5 protein-coding genes are annotated in these 23826 nt (G+C 55.9%); all 5 read left to right on the plus strand.

The genetic code is table 11. The features are described from left to right. Window positions 1-258 precede the first annotated feature (258 nt). Window positions 259-2370, plus strand: coding sequence for a methyl-accepting chemotaxis protein (locus tag H70357_RS09805; protein ID WP_038588498.1), 2112 nt, complete (start codon window positions 259-261; stop codon window positions 2368-2370). Window positions 2371-2616: 246 nt separating this feature from the next. Further along, the gene (locus H70357_RS09810; protein ID WP_038588501.1) at window positions 2617-3315 is read left to right on the plus strand and encodes a thioesterase II family protein; all 699 of its coding nucleotides are present in this window, start codon (window positions 2617-2619) and stop codon (window positions 3313-3315) included. 156 nt (window positions 3316-3471) lie between these two features. Then, entirely contained in the window at window positions 3472-14277 is a 10806-nt protein-coding gene (locus H70357_RS09815) for a non-ribosomal peptide synthetase (RefSeq protein WP_038588504.1), read from the plus strand. A 154-nt stretch (window positions 14278-14431) separates the two neighbouring features. After that, complete coding sequence (locus H70357_RS09820; RefSeq protein WP_081965754.1) at window positions 14432-22177, plus strand: amino acid adenylation domain-containing protein; 7746 nt, start codon at window positions 14432-14434, stop codon at window positions 22175-22177. Window positions 22178-22551: 374 nt separating this feature from the next. After that, window positions 22552-23799, plus strand: coding sequence for an ACP S-malonyltransferase (fabD, locus tag H70357_RS09825; protein WP_231578470.1), 1248 nt, complete (start codon window positions 22552-22554; stop codon window positions 23797-23799). Window positions 23800-23826 lie beyond the last annotated feature (27 nt).

The raw sequence follows: 23826 nt of genomic DNA on the forward strand, positions 1-23826 counted from the left end.
CTGGCCCTTTGCCACTTTGCACGATTTAACGAAAACAAGGTACAGCCTTCATTTGACTGCGAAGGGTGTACCTTGTCTTATGTATTTTTATTTAATTTAGGGGTTTAATAGCGGGGCCCTTGCAAAGGATCTGAACCGGCATCCAGGCAAATCACCACTTTGTGGAGTTATTCAGGGCCTTCAGCTGGGCACCTGATTAGGCTTCAAGGATAAAACCCACTAATGTGGCGTTATTTTATTCTATGGGAGAGTAGACTTATGAAACGGCAGCGAAGCCTGCATCTGCAATCGGTTGGCGTCAAATTATTTGTAATCCTGTTCAGTACCATTCTGTTGTTGTCCTCCGTGCTTGGTTTGACTTCTTATTACGCCGCCAAAGGTATTATTACCGATGAAGTAGCTGCTGCTTCATCGCAAGCGATTGTCCAGGCCGCTGATAAACTGGATTTCCTCTTTGTCGAGTATGAAGCGCTCTCGCGGCAATTTGCCGTAGATCAGGCGCTCAAGGCAGATCTGGAGGCGGTAAATGATCCCGGTATCGGGATCGTGGCTAAGGTTGCCACCGAAGGGCGTATCAGCAGCAAGCTGGATGCAGTCAAAAGCTCCGATGAGCGTCTATTGGGCATCCGGCTTGTTTCCCGCAGCCTCGCCGAAGTTGAATCTTATAAAACCTCGGGCGTTACGGGGATCCGCACCGATGAAGGGATCCTGGCGAGATTCAAGCAGATTGACGAGGCCAAGGGCAATCCAGTGTGGTTCCCGGTCCGGCCGACGGGTTTCTTCGATACATACTCGGAAGCTTCTCTCACGATGGGACGGCTTCTGCGCAATATGCAAAATCCGCAAGCGGAATATTATATGCTGATTGAGATCAAGCGAAGCTCTCTCAACGACATGTTAGCGAATCTGCGCATCGGAGAAGACGGTGAGCTGCGCATCCTTGATGCTGACCGAGAGGTTGTGTATGCGAAGGATGATGCTCTGCTGGAGCAGACCTCATTCATCAAGCCCTCGAGGGCAGAGGTCGAGCCGCAGCCGGGCCAAGAATTGGATCGTTCCTTTATGGCAGACGATGAAGCCGGAACAGAGCAACTGGCGGTGTACCAGCCGCTGACCACAGGTGGTTGGACACTGCTTGGCTATGCGCCGGTCAGTGATTTCACCAAGTCGGCCGACCGCCTGTTGTACATTACAATGCTCGTAGTATTCGCGGCGGCGCTGATTGCTCTCTTGATCGGCTATGTGCTGGTCCGTCTGATTGGCCGGCCGCTCGGTAAGCTGGCCCTGCTGATGGAGGAAGGGGAGCGAGGCAACCTTAATGTTCGTACCAACTTCAAGGGCCGCGATGAAATCGGCCGGCTTGGACATAGCTTCAACCAAATGATGGAGCAGATTTCCCGGCTGGCCGGCCAGAGCGGCGCTTCGGCGACAGAGGTTCTGGCGACATCCGAACAGCTGGTTCATGCTTCGGCAACGATCTCGGACCACGCCCGTGAGCTGGCGGTAGCCACGGATGAAATTGCCCAAGGTGCTGCCAGTCTGGCGGCGGAAGCCGAGAGCAGCAACCATGATGTGGAGCTGATGGGCGGCAAGATGCATGAGGTGGACCAGATTAACCGGGTAATGGATGCGGCAGCCGAGAAAGTGATCGCAGTCAGCGAGCAGGGAGCGGCGCTGATGAAGACACTGGTTGCACAAAGTGAGTCGACGGTGGAGATGATGCGGCTGATTGAAGAGAATTCGGCCAAGCTGCAGGAAAGCACTCATTTGATCCGCAATATTCTGGCGCCAATGATTGCCATGAACAAGCAGACCAATATTCTGGCGCTTAATGCTTCCATTGAAGCAGTCCGTGCCGGAGCGGCCGGCAGAGGCTTTATTGTTATCGCCGACGAGATCCGTGCCCTGGCCGGCCAGTCCAGCCAATCGATTACCTCCGTCTCGCAAATTACGGAGGAGATCGGGCGGAGTATCGAGGACACCGTCAAGGTGGTGGGCGAGGCCGTGCCGCTGTTCAGCGAGCAGATCGGCTCGGTGCGGGAATCGTCCCAGATTTTCGCGGCTGTACGCAAGGAAATGGAAGACTTCATTGAATACCTGGGTCAATCCTCGGCTGCGGTTTCTGAGTTGACTATTTTCCAGGCACGCCTTGGCGAGTCGATGGGCAGTGTCCGTTCCGTGGTGCAGCAGACCAGTGCATCTACGGAAGAAGTGGCGGCGATGTCTTCCCGGCAATTGACGGTAAGCAGCGAACTGGTGGCGCTGTCCAAGCAGCTGGAGGAACTGGCAGAGAGCTTGAAGCAATCGCTGATATCTTTTCACGGGCAAGCTGAAAATCCGGAAGCGGACAGTCCGGAACAATTGCAGTAGAGTTGTTCCGAAGAACCTCAAAATTAGTTGTGTATCTTTCCAGGCAGGCAGCGGATAGCAGAATTTCAGCATGTTGCCTTACATCAAGATTCCTCTAACCCCGCTGATGCGGGCTGGAGGGGTCTAGTCTGGATATCCTCATTCTAAGTTTAGTAAGTATTACTTCGAACTACCCTGGTTATTTTATTCTAATCAGTTAATTGGGATTTTCTTTCAAATATTAAAAAAACATGAAAGAGATGGACTATGAAATTATTCTGTATACCTTATGCAGGTGGTTCGGCCTTCTTCTACAGTCAATGGTCAAGCCATTTAAACGGAATCGCTGAGATTATTCCTGTGGAGTTAGCTGGCAGAGGCAGGAGAGTGCACGAGCCGTTTTATCGATCTTTTGAAGAAGCAGTTGAAGATATTACATCGATTATTGTGCCGCAATTAAGTGGAGATCCCTATGGGATTTTCGGGCATAGCTTGGGGGCAATTCTTGCCTATGAAACGATTCATCAACTGAAAAGTAGGGGGTATAAGGAGCCTGATGCCGTTTTTTTCTCAGGAAGATCTGCTCCGCATATACCAGACAAGGATGAAACCATCGTTCACACGCTCCCGGATGAAGAGTTTAAGCGGCACTTAATGGAATTAGGCGGAACGCCGCCGCAGTTTTTTGATAATACGGAATTGATGGATCTTTTTTTGCCTATTATCAGGTCGGATTTCCGGTTGTCAGAGACTCATATGTTCAAAGAAAGAAACAGTAAACTTGGGTGTGACGTCTACATATTCTTCGGTTACAAGGATGACACCCTGTCAGGAGATATAGAAGAGTGGGACCAAGTTTCTGACAACGCTTGCAAGTATGTTGGTTTTGATGGAGATCATTTTTTTATTCATAGTCATTCGCAATTGGTTATAGAGGCTCTTATGAAGGCTCTCAATTTCCGCTAATCGCAGCAAGATGTGTTTTTACAACAAGAACCTATAATCCAGGCCAATCATCATACTGCCTAATTCGACCTCACTTTCTCAGATTGGTTTGCGGTTGCCTTCAGAAGCATGCAGTTCATTCAGAGTCAGCATAATTAATGAGGGGGACTTACTTGTATGAGACCGTTAAGCGGGAGCAAATCTGCATTTCCATTAACGCACGCACAGAAGAGAATTTGGATGATGGAGCAGCATTATCCTGACACTTCGCTCAATAATATAACGCTGTATTTTATTTTTAAAGGAGAAGCGAATTTAGATTGGATTGAAGCAGCCATCCACTATAATCTTAGCAACCACGCAGGCTTTGGATTGCGAATCTCCCGCAACCAGGACGGTGAGCCCTATCAATATTATGTGCCCCATCATAAAACCCCGTTCCCACTAATCGATTTCAGTACTTCAAATAACCCTAATGAGGCGCTTGAGCTTTGGACGCAGCAGCAAGCGGCAATCCCCTTCCAATTCGAGAATAACCCATTATATTACGTAGCCCTCTTCAAAATCAGTGACGATGAGTTCGGATATTTAATCAAGGCACATCACATCATTGCTGATGGATGGTCAGGGCAAGCATGGCTTCAAGATACACTGGCAATTTATGAAAAGCTGGCGAAAGGTGAAAACAATCCGGTTGGCAGGTCCAGCAATTTTCTTGATTTTGCAGATCATGAAGAAAATTATTTAACGTCTAACCGGTACATAAAAGACAAGCAGTTTTGGTTAAACCGTTATCAGGACTATGAGTCCCCCACGATTATGGGAACTTCCAGAGTTGTCACCAGCGATTCGGCCGGAACACGGAAATCATTCCAGCTGAACAAAGAGCTCTCTGACCGGATCAGAGAAAGACTTGATGAGAACCGGGTTTCACTAAACGCCTGGTTTGTCTCGTTAATGCTCGCCTATTTGTATCGGACGACAGGGCAAAGCGATTTAGTAATTGGGACTCCAGTCCTGAATCGTTCCGGAGCGAAAGAAAAATCTGCAATAGGTATGTTTGTAAGTACAATGCCGCTTCGGGTTCAGATCAATGCTATGCAGAGCTTCGACTCGTTTAGCAGGGAAGTACAGCGGGAATTGATGTCATGTTACTTTCATCAAAAATATCCTTACGATAATCTGGTGCAAGAATTAGAACTGCGCAAAAGGGGAATAGATCAGCTATTTTCTGTTGTTGTAAATAATCTTGGCACCAGACTTGTGACGAATTTGGCAAACCTGACTGTAAAAGCGAACGAGGTTTACAATGGGCATCAATTTTATCCATTTCAGCTTATGATTAAAGACTGGTCTCTGACTGGTGAACTCGAATTGGCTTTTGATTACAAAGCTGACCATTCGGATGGAATTGTAGAACAGATATTTAACTCTTTTAATGTCATGCTTCAGGATATCCTTGGGGAGCCTAGTCTCATGATGCAAGATATCCGTCTATTAGATGAAGAGGGGACCCGTCAACTTACAGTTGGATTCAACGACACGGCGGCGGAGTATCCGTGGGAAGCGACAATCCACGGTCTGTTCGAGGAGCAGGTGGAGAAGACGGCGGATGCGGTAGCGGTTGTTTACGGGGAACAGCAGCTCACCTATACGGAGCTGAATGCGCGGGCGAATCAGCTGGCGTGGACGCTGCGCGGGCAAGGTGTGGGGCCGGACCGTATTGTGGCGATCATGGCGGAACGCTCGCTGGAACTGATTGTAGGGATCTATGGCATCCTGAAGGCCGGCGGGGCGTACTTGCCGATCGATCCGGCATACCCGAAAGAGCGCATCCAATACATGCTCGGGGACAGCGGCGCGGAAGCGCTGCTGATTGACGCTGGCCTTGATCCATGCGGATTTGAGGGCGCGGTCATCGAGTTGACTTCCAGAAGGCATGCACAATCCGTGGCTAACCCGCCGCTAGAGCTGGATTCCCGGCATTTGGCGTATGTGATGTATACCTCGGGGACCACAGGCAACCCCAAAGGGGTCATGATGGAGCATCGCGCGGTCATTAACCGCCTGCAGTGGATGCAGAATTGGTACCGCATCGGAGAAGAGGATGTCATTCTGCAGAAGACGCCGATAACGTTCGACGTTTCGGTGTCGGAGTTGTTCTGGTGGGGAATGACCGGGTCCCGGGTCTGCATGCTTTCTCCGCAGGGAGAGAAAGATCCAGCGGTGCTGGCCGAAACCATCGAGCGTCACGGGGTCACGGTGATGCACTTTGTGCCGTCGATGCTGAGCGTCTTCCTGGAGCAGGCCGGGCAAGCATTTAGCCCGGAGAAGCTCGGCAGCTTGCGCCGGGTATTTGCCAGCGGAGAAGCGTTGAAGCCGCAGCATGTGGCCGGGTTCTACAAGTTAATGGAAGGGAGCGGAGCCACGCTTCACAACCTGTACGGGCCGACGGAAGCAGCTGAGGTTTCCTATTTTGATTGCATGCCACTCATCGCGGAAGCGGCGGTGCCGATTGGCAAGCCGCTTGCCAATACGCAGCTGTACATTGTAGATGACGACTTGCAGCTGAAGCCGATGGGCACCGCTGGAGAGCTGTACATCGCGGGGGACGGTCTGGCGCGGGGTTACTTCAATCGGCCGGAATTGACGGCGGAGAAATTCGTAGACAACCCGTTCGAGCCGGGTGCGCGGATGTACCGGACCGGGGATTTGGCGAGATGGCTGCCGGACGGCAACGTGGAGTACCTGGGCCGGATCGACCACCAAGTGAAGATCCGCGGCTACCGGATCGAGTGCGGGGAGATCGAAGCACAGCTTATGGCGCATGCGCAGATCCGCGAAGCGGTGGTCATGGCCCGCGAGGATGAGCAAGGACAGGCGTACTTGTGCGCGTATCTCGTAAGTGAAGAAGCGGTTCCGGTACCGGAGCTGCGGGCGCAACTGGCAACACAGCTGCCGGATTACATGATCCCGTCCTACTTTGTGGAGCTGGAGAAGCTGCCGCTGACCCCTAACGGCAAAGTCGACCGCAAGGCGCTGCCTGCGCCGGACCGGGAGGCGTACAGCGAAGGCTATGAAGCGCCGCGGGATGCGCTGGAGACGCAATTGGCGGAGTTGTTCGCAGAGGTGCTGGGGGTAAACGAAGTCGGCATCGGCGATTCGTTCTTTGAGCGCGGCGGTCACTCGCTGAAAGCGATGACGCTGGTGTCGCGCATTCATCAGCAGCTGGCGGTGGAGCTGCCGCTGCGGGAGCTGTTCGCGCGTCCGACGGTGAAGGCGTTGGCAGTCTATGTGCGCAGCACGGAGGAAAGCGGCTACGGCCGGATCGAGCCGGCAGCGGCGCAGGCATCGTACCCGCTGTCTTCGGCGCAGCGGCGGCTATACGTGCTGCATGAGGTGGAGCCGGAGAGCACGCGCTACAACATGCCGGGGGTCATGGAGTTAACAGGGCAGGTGGATGCGGATCGGCTGGAGGAAGCGATTCGCTCGGTCATCGCCCGTCACGAATCGCTGCGCACGTCGTTCAGGTGGATCGACGGCGAACCGAGACAACAGGTACACGAAGACGTGTCGTTTGAATGGGGATGCCGGGAGGCAGATGAAGTGCAAGCCCGGGAGCTCATCCGGAACTTCGTGCGGCCGTTCGCGTTGGATCAGGCGCCGCTGCTGCGGGCTGGGCTGCTGCGACTGGCAGAGGAGCACCATTGGCTGGTGTGGGACATGCACCATATCGTCTCGGACGGCGTGTCGCTGAACCTTCTGGTGTCGGACCTCATGGCGGCGTATGCCGGTGAGGAGCTGACGCCGCTGCGGATCCAGTACAAGGATTACGCGGTCTGGCAGCAGGACACGCTCGGGGTAGAGCGGATGCAAGGGCATGAGGCGTACTGGCTGTCGGCCTATGCGGAGGAAGTGCCGGTGCTGGAGCTGCCGGCCGACCGGACGCGTCCGGCGGTGCCAAGCAGCGAAGGCGGACAGGTTCATGCGCAGATCAGCGCGGACGTAGCTGAGGCCCTAAAACGAATTGCCGCAGAGACCGGAGCTACGCTGTACATGGTACTGCTGGCCGCCTATAACGTGTGGCTGCACAAGTACACTGGGCAGAGCGATATTGTGGTCGGGACGCCGGTGTCGGGGCGGACGCATGGGGATACGGAGCCGATGATCGGGATGTTCGTGAACACGCTGGCACTGCGCAACGCCCCGTCCGGGGAGAAGCGGTTTATGGACTTCGTGCGCGAAGTGAAGGAGCGGACGCTGACGGCATTCGAGCATCAGGATTACCCGTTCGAGGAACTGGTCGAGAAGCTGAACGTACGGCGCGATATGAGCCGCAATCCCTTATTCGACACGATGCTGGTGCTGCAGAACATGGAGCAGGCGCGCTTTGGCCTGGCAGATGTTGATGTTCGTCCGGTCGAGCTGGACCACCGGGCGACGAAGTTTGACCTGACGCTGAACGTTGCGGAGAGTGAGCAAGGACTTCAGTTGTTGCTGGAATACAGCAGCGCGCTGTTCAATGAGGAGACAGCCGGGCGGTACCTGATACACTTTGTACAACTCTTGTCGCAAATGGCCGGTCAGCCGGAAGCAAGCATTGGGTCGTATGAGCTTGTGACGGCGGAGGAGAAGCAACAGCTGCTGCATGCGTTCAATGACACACTGGCGGAGTATCCGCAGGAAGCAACGATCCACGGTCTGTTCGAGGAGCAGGTGGAGAAGACGCCGCATACGGTGGCGGTAGTGTACGGGGATCAGCAGCTGACCTATGCGGAGCTGAACGCGCAGGCGAACCAGCTGGCGTGGACGCTGCGCGGGCAAGGTGTGGGGCCGGAAACGATTGTAGCAATTATGGCGGAACGCTCGCTGGAGCTGATGGTAGGGCTTTATGGCATCCTGAAGGCCGGCGGGGCATACTTGCCGATTGATCCGGCGCTGCCGGCCGAACGCATCCGGTATATGCTCGGGGACAGCGGTGCGGCGGTACTGCTGATTCAGCCCGGCCAGGATTCATGCGGATTTGAGGGGACGGTCATCGAGTTGACGCATGGAGGGCGGGTGCAATCCGAGGCCAATCCGCCGCTAGAGCCGGATTCCCGGCGTTTGGCGTATGTGATCTATACCTCGGGGACCACTGGCAACCCGAAAGGGGTCATGATTGAGCATCGTGCGGTCATCAACCGCCTGCAATGGATGCAGAACCGCTACCCCATCGGAGAACAGGACGTCATTCTGCAGAAGACGCCGATAACGTTCGACGTTTCGGTGTGGGAACTGTTCTGGTGGGGCATGACCGGGGCCAAGGTCTGCATGCTTCCGCCGCAGGGAGAGAAAGATCCAGCGGTGCTGGCCGAAACGATGGAGCGTCACGGGGTCACGGTTATGCATTTTGTGCCGTCGATGCTGAGCGTCTTACTGGAGCAGGCCGGGCAAGCATTTAGCCCGGAGAAGCTGGGCAGCTTGCACCGGGTATTTGCCAGCGGGGAAGCGTTGAAGCCGCAGCATGTGAGCGGGTTCTACAAGTTAATGGAAGGGAGCGGAGCCACGCTTCACAACCTGTACGGGCCGACGGAGGCCACGGTCGATGTCGCGTATTACGACAGCGCTCCGACCTTCGCGAAAGCGGCGGTGCCGATCGGAGGGCCGATCGCCAATACGCAGCTGTACATTATGAACGACAACCGGCAGCTGCAGCCGATAGGCGTCGCGGGTGAACTATGTATAGCGGGCGACGGTCTGGCCCGGGGCTATCTGAACCGGCCGGAGCTGACGGCGGAGAAATTCGTAGACAACCCGTTCGATCCGGGTGCGCGGATGTACCGGACCGGCGATTTGGCGAGATGGCTGCCGGACGGCAATCTGGAGTACCTGGGCCGGATCGACCATCAGGTAAAGATCCGCGGCTACCGGATCGAGTGCGGGGAGATCGAGGCGCAACTCATGGCGCATGCGCAGATCCGCGAAGCGGTGGTCATGGCCTGCGAGGACGAGCAAGGGCAGGCGTACTTGTGCGCGTATCTCGTAAGTGAAGAAGCGGTTCCGGTACCGGAGCTGCGGGCGCAACTGGCAACACAGCTGCCGGATTACATGATCCCGTCCTACTTTGTGGAGCTGGAGAAGCTGCCGCTGAACTCTAACGGCAAGGTGGACCGGAAGGCGCTGCCGGCGCCGGACCGGGAGGCGTACAGCGAAGGCTATGAAGCGCCGCGGGATGCGCTGGAGACGCAATTGGCGGAGTTGTTCGCAGGAGTGCTGGGGGTAAACGAGGTCGGCATCGGCGATTCGTTCTTTGAGCGCGGCGGTCACTCGCTGAAAGCGATGACGCTGGTGTCGCGCATTCATCAGCAGCTGGCGGTGGAGCTGCCGCTGCGGGAGCTGTTCGTACGCCCGACGGTGAAGGCGTTGGCGGTCTATGTGCGCAGCACGGAGGAAAGCGGCTATGGCCGGATCGAACCGGTGAAGCCGGGCAAGGATTATCCGTTGTCTTCGGCGCAGCGGCGGCTATACGTGCTGCATGAGGTGGAGCCGGAGAGCACGCGCTACAACATGCCGGGGGTTATGGAGCTAACAGGGCAGGTGGATGCGGATCGGCTGGAGGAAGCGATTTGCTCGGTTATCGCCCGTCACGAATCGCTGCGCACGTCGTTCACGTGGATCGACGGCGAACCGAGACAACAAGTACACGAAGACGTGGTGTTTGAATGGGTATGCCGGGATGCAGATGAAGGGCAAGCCCCGGAACTCATCCGGAATTTTGTGCAACCGTTCGCACTGGGTCAGGCGCCGCTGCTGCGGGCCGGGTTGCTGCGACTGGCGGAGGAGCGCCATTGGCTGGTGTGGGACATGCATCATATCGTCTCGGACGGCGTGTCGATGAACCTTCTGGTGTCAGACTTCATGGCGGCGTATGCCGGCGGGGAGCTGGCGCCGCTGCGGATCCAGTACAAGGATTACGCGGTCTGGCAGCAGAGCACGCTCGGGGTGGAGCGGATGCAAGGGCATGAGGCGTACTGGCTGTCGGTCTATGCGGAGGAAGCGCCGGTGCTGGAGCTGCCGGCCGACCGGACGCGTCCGGCGGTGCCAAGCAGTGAAGGCGGGCAGGTTCATGCGCAGATCAGCGCGGACGTAGCTGAGGCCCTAAAACGAATTGCCGCAGAGACCGGAGCTACGCTGTACATGGTACTGCTGGCCGCCTATAACGTGTGGCTGCACAAGTACACTGGGCAGAGCGATATTGTGGTCGGGACGCCGGTGTCGGGGCGGACGCATGGGGATACGGAGCCGATGATCGGGATGTTCGTGAACACGCTGGCACTGCGCAACGCCCCGTCCGGGGAGAAGCGGTTTATGGACTTCGTGCGCGAAGTGAAGGAGCGGACGCTGACGGCATTCGAGCATCAGGATTACCCGTTCGAGGAACTGGTCGAGAAGCTGAACGTACGGCGCGATATGAGCCGCAATCCCTTATTCGACACGATGCTGGTGCTGCAGAACATGGAGCAGGCGCGCTTTGGCCTGGCAGATGTAGATGTTCGTCCGGTCGAGCTGGACCACCGGGCGACGAAGTTTGACCTGACGCTGAACGTTGCGGAGAGTGAGCAAGGACTTCAGCTGTTGCTGGAATACAGCAGCGCGCTGTTCAATGAGGAGACAGCCGGGCGGTACCTGATACACTTTGTACAACTCTTGTCACAAATGGCCGGTCAGCCGGAAGCAAGCATTGGGTCGTATGAGCTTGTGACGGCGGAGGAGAAGCAACAGCTGCTGCATGCGTTCAATGACACACTGGCGGAGTATCCGCAGGAAGCAACGATCCACGGTCTGTTCGAGGAGCAGGTGGAGAAGACGCCGCATACGGTGGCGGTAGTGTACGGGGATCAGCAGCTGACCTATGCGGAGCTGAACGCGCAGGCGAACCAGCTGGCGTGGACGCTGCGCGGGCAAGGTGTGGGGCCGGAAACGATTGTAGCAATTATGGCGGAACGCTCGCTGGAGCTGATGGTAGGGCTTTATGGCATCCTGAAGGCAGGCGGCGCGTACTTGCCGATCGATCCGGCATACCCGGCAGAGCGCATCCAATACATGCTCGGGGACAGCGGCGCGGCGGTACTGCTGATTCAGCCCGGCCAGGATTCATGCGGATTTGAGGGGACGGTCATCGAGTTGACGCATGGAGGGCGGGTGCAATCCGAGGCCAATCCGCCGCTAGAGCCGGATTCCCGGCGTTTGGCGTATGTGATCTATACCTCGGGGACCACTGGCAACCCGAAAGGGGTCATGATTGAGCATCGTGCGGTCATCAACCGCCTGCAATGGATGCAGAACCGCTACCCCATCGGAGAACAGGACGTCATTCTGCAGAAGACGCCGATAACGTTCGACGTTTCGGTGTGGGAGCTGTTCTGGTGGGGCATGACCGGGGCCAAGGTCTGCATGCTTCCGCCGCAGGGAGAGAAAGATCCAGCGGTGCTGGCCGAAACGATGGAGCGTCACGGGGTCACGGTTATGCATTTTGTGCCGTCGATGCTGAGCGTCTTACTGGAGCAGGCCGGGCAAGCATTTAGCCCGGAGAAGCTGGGCAGCTTGCACCGGGTATTTGCCAGCGGGGAAGCGTTGAAGCCGCAGCATGTGAGCGGGTTCTACAAGTTAATGGAAGGGAGCGGAGCCACGCTTCACAACCTGTACGGGCCGACGGAGGCCACGGTCGATGTCGCGTATTACGACAGCGCTCCGACCTTCGCGAAAGCGGCGGTGCCGATCGGAGGGCCGATCGCCAATACGCAGCTGTACATTATGAACGACAACCGGCAGCTGCAGCCGATAGGCGTCGCGGGTGAACTATGTATAGCGGGCGACGGTCTGGCCCGGGGCTATCTGAACCGGCCGGAGCTGACGGCGGAGAAATTCGTAGACAACCCGTTCGATCCGGGTGCGCGGATGTACCGGACCGGCGATTTGGCGAGATGGCTGCCGGACGGCAATCTGGAGTACTTGGGCCGGATCGACCATCAAGTGAAGATCCGCGGCTACCGGATCGAGTGCGGGGAGATCGAGACGCGGCTTCTGGCGCATGCGCATATCCGCGAAGCGGTGGTTATGGCCCGCGAGGACGAGCAAGGGCAGGCGTACTTGTGTGCGTATCTCCTAAGTGATGAAACTGTTCCGGTTGCAGAACTACGAGCGCACCTGACGGCACAGCTGCCGGATTACATGATCCCGTCCTATTTTGTGGAGCTGGAGAAGCTGCCGCTCAGCCCTAACGGCAAGGTCGACCGCAAGGCGCTGCCGGAGCCGCAAGGACGGATGCAGGCGGGAAGTGAATATGTAGCGCCGCGCAGCAAGACGGAGGCGAAGCTGGCAACGATTTGGCAGGACGTGCTCCAAGTCGGACAAGTCGGGATCCAAGACAACTTCTTCGAGCTGGGCGGGGATTCGATCAAAGCCGTTCAGATCGCCGCGCGGCTGCGGGGGCATGGGCTGCACTTGGGGATCCGCGATCTGTTCCGGTATCCGACGATTATGGAGCTGAGCCCGCATGTGCAGAAGTTGGCGCGGCAGATCGATCAGCGTCCGGTAGAAGGCGAAGTACGATTAACTCCGATCCAGCAAGGGTTGTTTGAACGGTCGCCGCAGCTGCCGCACCATTATAACCAGGCGGTCATGCTGCATCGCCGGGGCGGATTCGACGAAGGTGTCCTGCGCCGTGTGTTTGAACGGATCGCCCAGCATCATGATGCGCTGCGGATGAGGTATCGGGAAGAAGCTACGGGCATGGTGCAGTGGAGCCGCGGGCCACTAGAGGCGAGTTTCGGGCTGGACGTGATCGACTTGCGCGGGGAAAATGCCGTGGACACACGGATTGCGGCGGAAGCCGAGCGGCTGCAGCGGGGGCTGCACCTGGAGCAGGGGCCGCTGATACGCCTGGGGCTGATGAAAACCGGCGAGGGCGATCATCTGCTGATCGTCATCCACCATCTGGTGGTGGACGGGGTGTCGTGGCGGATCCTGTTCGAAGATGTGCAGACCGGTTATGAGCAGGCAGAGCGGGGCGAGGAGATCCGCTTTCCGGAGAAGACGGATGCGTTCCAGACGTGGTCGGAGGCACTGGCGCGTTATGCGGACAGTGAGGAACAGCTGAATGAAATCGCTTATTGGAAGCGAATCGAGGAGACGCCGGCTGCGGCGCTGCCGGCGGACGAAGGGCTCAAGGAAGCGGAGCGAACCGGCGGAGCGGTGAGCATCCGGCTGTCACGGGAAGAGACGGCGCAGTTATTGAACCAGGCGGGCCGGGCGTACTATACGGAAATCAACGACATCCTGCTGACGGGGCTGGGCCTGGCGCTGCAGGAATGGATCGGTGATCGGCGGTTTGTGGTGGACCTGGAAGGGCATGGCCGGGAAGAGATCGGGGAAGCGGTGGATGTCAGCCGTACGGTGGGCTGGTTTACAACGATAGTGCCGACGCTGCTTGACCTGGGGGCATGCGAGACGTTGTCCGACTGCATCAAGGCGGTGAAAGAAGGGCTGCGCAGCGTACCGAACAAAGGGCTCGGGTATGGCGTGCTGAAGTATATGACAGCAGCGGAGCACAAACAGGAGCTGACGTTTGACCTTCGCCCGGAGATCTGCTTCAACTACTTGGGCCAGCTGGACCGGGACGTGACCACTGGCGTATTCGAAACGTCGGTGTACGGGACGGGCACCAGCATCGACCCGAACCTCCCCAGTGAGTACAAGCTGAGCCTGAACGGGATGGTGATCGGCGGGGAGCTCGTGTTTACATGCGACTATGCGGCAGACGTGTACCGGAGGGAAACGGTGGAAGGCTGGATGGCGTGTTATGCGGAACAGCTTCGCAGACTGATTGCCCACTGCATGGGGCAGGCGCACAGCGAGAAGACCGCGAGCGATTTTAGTTCTAGTGGATTAGATATTGATGAAGTAGAGAACATTTACTCATTGCTTGAACAAATAGACTAGGAAAAAAAGGGTTAACAGAAGGGGGAGAGATAAAAACATCTCCCCTAACGTTGTTATTGAAGAGAACGAGGTACCAAGTATCTAAACTAAATGGTCGGAGGAATTAGCCCAGGTTTTATAATAGCGTCTCTAAACAACTTGCCGGGAGGTAAACATGAGTAGAAGAAGAGACTCGATAAAAGACATCTATTATCTTACGCCGATGCAAGAAGGTATGTTATTTCATTCTTTGCTTCACAAATCAAATGAGTATTTTGAACAATATACTTTGGAGCTTGCAGGTGATTTAAATGTAACCCTAGTTAATCAATCCTTTGCGAAGCTGATTGAGCGATACGATATACTTCGAACCATCTTCGTCTGGGAAAAGGTGAAGAAATCTGTTCAAGTCGTAGTGAAAAATCAAAAGACGGACTTGATTTTCGAAGATATTTCTCAGTTGAGTGAAAATGAAAAGTCTAGGTATGTGAACGAGTACATGCAAAATGATCGAGATGAGGGCTTTGACCTATTGAGGGGGCCTTTAATTCGATTAGCTGTTCTAAAAAAGGATTCTGATTCACACATAATGATTTGGAGCTTCCACCATATTTTGATGGATGGTTGGTGTGTAAGCATTCTTATGCAGGAATTTATGCATATATATCAATCCTTGAAGACTAAGCAGCCCATTCGACTTGACACGCCAATACAATTTAACAGTTACATGCAATGGCTTGAAAAGCAGGACGGGGAAGCGGCGCGACAGTACTGGAGCCGGTACTTGGCAAACTATGAGCAACAGGCGAGTGTGCCGCGAGCGCTTTGGACAGCAGGGCATGCGGGAGCCGAGCCGCAGGAGCATGCCTTCCGTCTGGATCGGGGGATGACCAGGGAGCTGGAGCAGTTGGCCCGCCAGGCACAGGTGACGCTGAACACAGTGATGCAGACGATCTGGGGACTGCTATTGCAGAAATACAACCAGAGCGGTGATGTGGTATTCGGGACTGTCGTATCGGGGAGACCGGCGGAAGTTCCGGGAATCGAGCGGATGATCGGCCTGTTTATCAATACGACGCCGGTACGGGTCAGCAGTTCCCCCGACCAGAGCGTAACGGCGCTGCTGCAGCAGGTGCAGGAAGCGGCGCTGGCGTCGGAATCACACAGCTATTATCCGCTGTATGAGATTCAGGGGCTGTGCGCGCTGAAGCAAGGATTGGTTGATCATATTTTGGTGTTCGAGAACTATCCGATTGCTGAAGCGATTGGCCAAGCAGGCGGAACGCTTGGGATCCGTGACGTTGAAGTATTTGAGCAGACGAATTATGACCTAACCGTCGTGCTAGCCCCGGGCGAAGCGTTGTCGATTGAATTCCGGTACAACGCCAAGGTATATGATGGAACATTCATCCGGCGAATGGAGGGGCATATCCGAGAGATCGCGCAGCAAATGCTGGCGGATGCGCAGCGGCCGGTGGCCTCGATATCGCTTGTCACGGCGGAGGAAAAGCAAGAGCTGCTGCATGCGTTCAACGACCCGGCGGCGGAGTATCCGCGGGAAGCGACGATTCACGGCCTGTTCGAGGAACAGGTGAAGAAGACGCCGGATGCGGTGGCGGCCGTGTACGGGGATCAGCAGCTGACCTATGCGGAGCTGAACGTGCGGGCGAATCAGCTGGCGTGGACGCTGCGCGGGCAAGGTGTGGGGCCGGACCGTATCGTGGCGATCCTGATGGATCGCTCAGTGGAGATGCTCGTCGGGATGCTCGGCATCCTGAAGGCCGGCGGGGCGTACTTGCCGATCGATCCGGATTATCCGGCAGAGCGAATCGCCTATACGCTGGCGGACAGCGGGGCGCAGTGGCTGGTGACGACCCGTGACGTCGAGCTTCGGACGCCGGCGCTTCCGTTTGCGGGATGCCGGGTATATGCCTTAGAAACGGAGCCGATGCCCGCGGAGAATCCGCCGCAGGCGACGAAGCCGGAGCATCTGGCTTACGTGATCTATACCTCAGGGACAACCGGAAAGCCGAAAGGGACGATGATTACGCACCGGAACGTGGTGCGGCTGTTGTTCAACGACCGCATGGCATTTGATTTCAACGAACGGGACGTGTGGACGTTGTTCCACTCGTATTGCTTCGATTTCTCGGTATGGGAAATGTACGGAGCGCTGCTTTATGGAGGCAAGCTGGTTGTTGTGCCGCTGATGACGGCGAGGGACCCGGAGCAGATGGTGCGGCTGCTGCGGCAAGAGCGGGTGACGGTGTTGAATCAGACGCCGAGCGCGTTTTATGCGTTGTCAGAGCGGGAAATGGAAGAGGCGGACGCGGAGCTGTGCGTGCGAGCCGTGATCTTTGGCGGAGAAGCGCTGGCGCCGGTCCAGTTGCGGGCATGGCAGCGGAAGTATCCCCATACGGAATTGATCAATATGTACGGGATCACGGAAACGACCGTGCACGTGACGTACAAGAAGCTTGGAGAGGCGGAGATCACAAGCGGCATCAGCAACATCGGCAAGCCGCTCCCGACGCTGCGGGCCTATATTCTGGGCGAAGGGCAGCAACTGCAGCCGATGGGCGTCGCGGGGGAGCTGTGCATCACGGGCGACGGACTGGCACGGGGTTATTTAAACCAGCCGGAATTGACGGCGGAGAAATTCGTAGACAACCCGTTCGAGCCGGGGACGCGGATGTACCGGACCGGCGATTTGGCGAGATGGCTGCCGGACGGCAACCTGGAGTACCTGGGCCGGATCGACCATCAAGTGAAGATCCGCGGCTACCGGATCGAGTGCGGGGAAATCGAGGTGCGGCTTCTGGCGCATGCGCAGATCCGCGAAGCGGTGGTCATGGCCCGCGAGGACGAGCAAGGGCAGGCATACTTGTGCGCGTATCTCGTGAGTGACGAAGCTGTTCCGGTTGTAGAACTACGGGCGCACCTGGCGGTACAGCTGCCGGAATACATGATTCCGTCTTACTTTGTGGAGCTGGAGAAGCTGCCGCTGAACTCTAACGGCAAGGTGGACCGCAAGGCGCTGCCGGAGCCGCAAGGGCTGGTGCAGGCGGGAAAGGAATACGAAGCGCCAAGCACGCCGACGCAGCGGCAACTGGCGGAGATTTGGCAGGAAGTGCTGGGAGCGGAGCAGGTCGGCGTCTACGATAACTTCTTTGTGCTGGGCGGCGACTCGATCAAGGCGATCCGCCTTGTCAGCCGGATGAATTGCGACATGGAGGCGGATCTCCCGTTAAGAGAGTTGTACCTGCATCAGACTATCGGAGAGCTGTCCGACTTCTTATCTCAGGAGCGCAAGCCGGACCGGCAGCTGGAGTCGGGGCGGGAGATGCTGGAGCAGATGAAGCGGCGCATCATGGAGGATTCCGAGCAGGCGAAGCACCTGCCGGAGGATTACGAGGACGTGTATCCGCTTAGCAAAATTCAACAGAGCATGGTGTTCTACTCGAGATTGCGGCCGGAGGAGCCGATCTACCACGATCAGTTTTTGCATCACCTCAGGATCGTGTCGGCGGACCGGTTCGCAGAAGCGCTGCAGCGGTTATCCGATAGGCATCCGATTCTGCGCACCACCTTCGATCTCACGCATTTCGAGGAAGAGGTCCAGCTTGTGCACGCCCGGATCGTGCCAGAGCTTTCGGTGGAAGATGTCTCCTCATTTAGCCGGGAGGAGCAGGAGCGCGTCATCCGTGCGCATATCGATCAGGACCAGCGCAACTTGTTCCGGTTTGACGGCAAGGTGCTGTGGCGAGTTCGCTTGTTCCGGATGAATACACAGCATGATTATTGCATGGTGTTTACGGTCCACCATGCGATTCTGGACGGATGGAGCGTGGCGTCCTTTCAGCAGGAGTTTGCAGGCATTTATCAGCAGCTGCTGCAGGGAGAGCCGGCGGAGGTCAAGCCGCTGGATAGCAATTACAAGGATTATGTGGCCATCAACCGGTTCCGGGAGAGCGACGAGGAGAGCCGGCAATATTGGATCCGCGAATTGGCGGGGTATACCCGAAACAAGCTGCCGTTTAACTACGCGGGCAAGAAGAGGGACCGCGGAGCGGCCAGCAAAATTTACCGCAGGCCACTGAGCAGCACGCTGCTGGGAGCCTTGAAGTGGCAGGCGAAGCGGTACGGTTGTACCGTCAAGGAGCTGTGCTTGAGCGCGCACGTGTATTTGCTGGGCATCCTGACGACGGAGGAAGAGATTGTCACGGGCGTGGTCAGCCACGACCGGCCGGCCATCGAAGATGCAGACAAAGTATTAGGCTGCTTCCTCAATACGGTGCCGATCCGCATGGGGCTAGCGCGCGAAGTGTCCAAGCGGGAACTGGTGAACCGTACAAAACGGCAGCTTGGGCAAATGAAGGCGCATGAACTGTTTCTGGCCGACATTGCCCAGGCAATTGGTGAAGTGTCGAGCCCGTCCGTCAACCCGATCTTCGATACGCTGTTTAACTATACGGATTTCCATGTGCTGGAGGAGATGGGGCCGGGGCAAGAGTTGGCATCGGAGATGGCGGCGCTGAGCTTGGAAGCAAACGAAATGACGAATACCTGGTTTGATCTGGAAGTATCGCAATACTTTAACAGGCTGAACATGCAGATCAAATATGCGCCAGCTTATTTTGAGGATCAGGAGATCGAAACGGCGTTCGTTTGGTACGAACGAATCCTTGAGGCCCTATGTGACGAGGAGACCGATATCTTGTCGGTAGAGCGCCTGATGGCGACTGCGGAACGGCAAGATATCGTGTACGAATGGAACCGGACGGATATGCCGTACGCAGCAGAGAAGACGCTGCACCAACTGTTCGAGGAACAAGCGGCGAGGACACCCGGGCGGACCGCTTTAAACTGGAACGGCCAGCCATTGACCTACCGGGAGCTGGACGAGCGGTCGAACCGGTTGGCGCGGCGGCTGCGGGCCCAGGGGGTGAAACTCAATGATCATGTCGGGCTGATGACCGGGCGGGGCTTTGAGATGATCATCGGTATGCTGGCGATTCTGAAAGCCGGCGCGGCGTATGTACCGATGGATCCGGACTACCCGCAAAGCCGGATCGCACATATGATCAGCCATGCGGGAGTGAGCGTCGTTGTCGTCGATCAGGCGTATGCAGAAGCGCCTGCGCAAATCATCGACAGCCGGGACCCTTCGCTAATCGAGCATTCCGGCGAGGCGCTTCGCCTTGCCAAAGATTCGCATGAGTTGGCGTACATTATATATACATCCGGTTCAACCGGGGAGCCGAAAGGCGTCATGATTGAGCATCATTCGGCAGTGAACCTGGTCAGCTGGGTCAATCAGGAATTTGGCGTGCATGAGGAAGACCGGCTGTTGTTCATCACGTCGATGTGCTTCGACTTGTCGGTGTATGACATTTTCGGACCGCTGGCGGCAGGCGCCCAGATTGTGATTGCAAGCCGGGAGCAGGTGCAGGATCCTAAGCAGATGCAGCAGTTGCTGGAAGAGGAAGCCATTACGATTTGGGACTCGGTGCCGACGACGCTGAATCATGTGCTGCATGGCCTAGAGGAACAGGAGGAGGCGATCAGCCAGAAGGTTTTACGGCTGGCGCTGGTGAGCGGGGACTGGATTCCGGTCGATTTGGCGGAACGCGCGAAGGCATACTTCCCGAACGTCCAAATGATAGGACTTGGGGGGGCGACGGAAGCCACCGTATGGTCTAACTACTATCCGATCCAGGAAGTTACGGCGGATCAAACGGGCATTCCGTACGGAAAGCCGCTGGCGAACAATACCTTCTACATTCTGGACGCAGATCGGCATCCGGTGCCGTACGGGGTGGCCGGCGAGCTGTATATCGGGGGAGTGGGCGTAGCCAGAGGCTATTTGAACGATCCGGCGAAGACTAGCGCATCGTTTATGACCAATCCGTTTGTGCCGCAGGGGCGGATGTACCGGACGGGGGACATGGGGCGCATGCTGCCGGACGGCAACATGGAGTTCCTGGGACGCCAAGATTACCAGGTGAAGATCCGCGGCTACCGGGTGGAACTGGGAGAAATCGAGAACCAGTTGCTGAAGCATGAGGCGGTCCGCGAAGCGGTGGTGATCGCCCGGGAGGATGCGGCCGGCGGGAAATACTTGTGCGCGTATGTGGTGCTGCAGCAGGAGACGGCTTCGGCGGAGATTCGGGAGCACCTCGGGCGGGCACTGCCGTCCTATATGATACCGGGGTATATGATGCCGATGGAGCGCTTGCCGCTGACCCCTAACGGCAAGCTGAACCGTAAAGCGTTGCCGGAGCCGGATGCCAGAATGCATTCGGAAGAACGGTATGAGGCAGCGAGTACCGAGACGGAACGGAAGCTGCTCGGGATTTGGCAGGACGTGCTTGGCGTAGAGAACATCGGGATGCGCGACGACTTTTTTGCGATTGGTGGGCATTCGCTGCGGGCAACCACGCTGGTGTCCAAAATCCAGAAGACGATGAACGTAGAGCTGACGCTGCAGGACGTATTCCGACTGCCGACGATCAAGGAGCAGGCGCGGAAGATCGAGGGGATGTCGAAGATGGCATACAACGCCATCGAACCGGTGAAGCTGGGCAAGGATTATCCGCTGTCTTCGGCGCAGCGGCGGCTATACGTGCTGCATGAGGTGGAGCCGGAGAGCACGCGCTACAACATGCCGGGCGTCGTGGAACTGGCCGGGCAGGTGGATGCGGATCGGCTGGAACAAGCGATTCGTTCGGTCATCGCCCGTCACGAATCGCTGCGCACGTCGTTCACGTGGATCGACGGCGAACCGAGACAACAGGTGCATGATGACGTGGCATTGGAATGGGTATACCGGGGTGCAGATGAAGCGCAGGCGCGGGAACTCACCCGGAGCTTCGTACGGCCGTTCGAACTGAGTCAGGCGCCGCTGCTGCGGGCCGGGCTGCTGCGGCTGGCGGAGGAGCGCCATTGGCTGGTGTGGGATATGCATCATATCGTGTCGGACGGCGTGTCGATGAACCTTCTGGTGTCGGACTTCATGGCGGCGTATGCCGGCGAAGAGCTGGAGCCGCTGCGGATCCAGTACAAGGACTACGCGGTCTGGCAGCAGGGCACGCTCGGGGTGGAGCAGATGCAAGGGCATGAGGCTTACTGGCTGTCGGCCTATGCGGAGGAAGCGCCGGTGCTGGAGCTGCCGGCCGACCGGAGGCGTCCAGCGGTGCCAAGCAGTGAAGGCGGACGGGTATACACCGAAGTGAACGTCAAGACGGCAGAGGCCCTAAAACGAATCGCTGCGGAGACCGGAGCCACGCTGTACATGGTGCTGCTGGCCGCCTATAACGTGTGGCTGCACAAGTACACGAGGCAGACCGACATTGTGGTCGGGACGCCGGTGTCGGGACGGACGCATACGGATACGGAGCCGATGATCGGGATGTTCGTGAACACGCTGGCGCTGCGCAACGCCCCGTCCGGGGACAAGCGGTTTATGGACTTCGTGCGCGAGGTGAAGGAGCGGACGCTGGCGGCATTCGAGCATCAGGATTATCCGTTCGAGGAACTGGTAGAGAAGCTGAACGTGCGGCACGATCGGAGCCGCAACCCGCTGTTTGACACGATGCTGGTGCTGCAGAACATGGAGCAATCGAGTCTCTATTTAACAGATATTGAGGTTCGCTCCGTTGAACAAGAGACTTCGACAACGAAGATGGATCTGACGATGATTGTTGTCGAAATCGAACAGGGCCTTCAATTATCTTTAGAGTATAGCCGGGATTTATTCGAGCATGGGACGGCGACGAGACTGCTTCAAGGATTTTGTGAACTTATCAAAGCCACGGCCACCGATCCTTCCGTTTGCATTAGAGAATTAAAAATGGAAATCTTTCAACATGAAAAAGAAGAGGAGGAAGACGAATTATTCGATATTATTCATTTTGAATAACAGGGTCTGTTGTATTACTAGGGTTAATCTTCGGTAACAATGGCCAAGTCGGTTTATATGAATCTAGTTTCTGTGCTGATCGATAGTGTGTACTCTTTTATCTGAAATAGTTACAGAATTCTAGTTCCAGCGATGAAAAGCTTCGGAGCCATTGGCTTGGTAGTTGATCTGGAAAGAAGCTGGAACTAGAATTCACAAAAATCAATTTCTAATTTTGTCAGATTTATTACATGCATAATTTCACGTTCCTATTCATTTTTTAATGCGAATGCATCGATTTTTGTGACTCTTCGATAAAAAACCGATAAAAGTTAATAATTGGACATTATGGACATTAATGGATTTATTATAATGAGGTGTTGTATTTGTATAAAATGGCATTTATATTCCCTGGCCAAGGCTCGCAATATGTCGGGATGGGTCAAGCATGGCATTCAGCGTATCCTATCGCACGGGAATTATTCGAGATGGCCAACGATGCTCTTGGGTTCGATCTTAAAAAAATATGTTTCGAGGGAAGCACGCAAATACTTAGAAAGACGGAAATCGCCCAACCCGCAATTTTAACTGTAAGTTTGATTGCCTATCGCATAATACTTCAAGAGGTTGAAATTGTGCAACCCGTCCTTGCGGGGCATAGCCTTGGGGAGATATCGGCGTTATGTGCAGCGGAAGCTATATCGTTTGCCGACGCAGTCAAGCTAGTGCATGCCAGAGGGAAATATATGCAAGAAGCGGTGCCGGAGGGCCGGGGTTTGATGTATGCCGTGGTTGGACTTTCATCAGAGCAAGTGAAGGAGATATGCAGGGAGATTTCGCTAAATATAGGGACCGTGGTGCCATCTAACTATAATGCCAGCAAACAAACTGTAATATCAGGGGTAAAGGGCGCAGTGGAAGAAGCAGCGATTTCCATGAAACATGCAGGTGCGCAAGTGATACCGTTAAAAGTCAGCGCGCCCTTTCACAGTCCGCTCATGGAACCGGCCTTAGCTCCGTTTCGCGAATTCTTGGGCGGACTTACACTTCATCCTTTGCAGCATCCAGTTGTCTCGAATGTTACAGGGAATTTTTACAAAAGTGAACAGGATATTATTCCGTTGCTCACTGACCAATTAATGAACCCGGTTTTGTGGACGGCTTGCATGAACAGGATGGCGACTCTGCCCGTTCAAGCATTTATCGATACGGGGCCTCGTGAAACACTAGGGCCGCTTTTGAAGGAACATTTTCCAGAAGCGAAGGTATATGCAACAGATTCCATCCATTCGACAATGCAAGATTGTCTTGACAACCTGAGGGGTGATTCGGAGAGAAGTCATCTAAGAAGCACGGGTAATCTGATGGATAAATGCTTATCTATTGCCGTATGCACCAAAAATCACAATTCAAATGCGGATGAATATCAAAGAAATGTGATCGGGCCGTATAAGATGATCCAGAGAATGAAGGAAGAAATAACTGTTTCCGGAAAAGAACCAACATTAGAGCAGACAGAGAAAGTGCTACATCTGCTTCGGACTATTCTTAAAGGGAAGAAGCTGCCTGCCGATGAGCTGAAATTACGTTTGGAACAGGCAATTAACGAAACGGGTATGCCCGGTTATTTCAAGGACTGCTGATGTTTTGACTGACTGGTAGAGATACAG

The organism is Paenibacillus sp. FSL H7-0357, assembly GCF_000758525.1.
GTDB lineage: Bacteria > Bacillota > Bacilli > Paenibacillales > Paenibacillaceae > Paenibacillus_AQ.

Bases quoted from the DNA above. Each gene is read 5' to 3' on its own strand.
- H70357_RS09815 (WP_038588504.1), top strand. From the start codon at position 3,472: ATGAGACCGTTAAGCGGGAGCAAATCTGCATTTCCATTAACGCACGCA.
- fabD (WP_231578470.1), top strand. From the start codon at position 22,552: ATGGCATTTATATTCCCTGGCCAAGGCTCGCAATATGTCGGGATGGGT.
- H70357_RS09820 (WP_081965754.1), top strand. From the start codon at position 14,432: ATGAGTAGAAGAAGAGACTCGATAAAAGACATCTATTATCTTACGCCG.
- H70357_RS09805 (WP_038588498.1), top strand. From the start codon at position 259: ATGAAACGGCAGCGAAGCCTGCATCTGCAATCGGTTGGCGTCAAATTA.
- H70357_RS09810 (WP_038588501.1), top strand. From the start codon at position 2,617: ATGAAATTATTCTGTATACCTTATGCAGGTGGTTCGGCCTTCTTCTAC.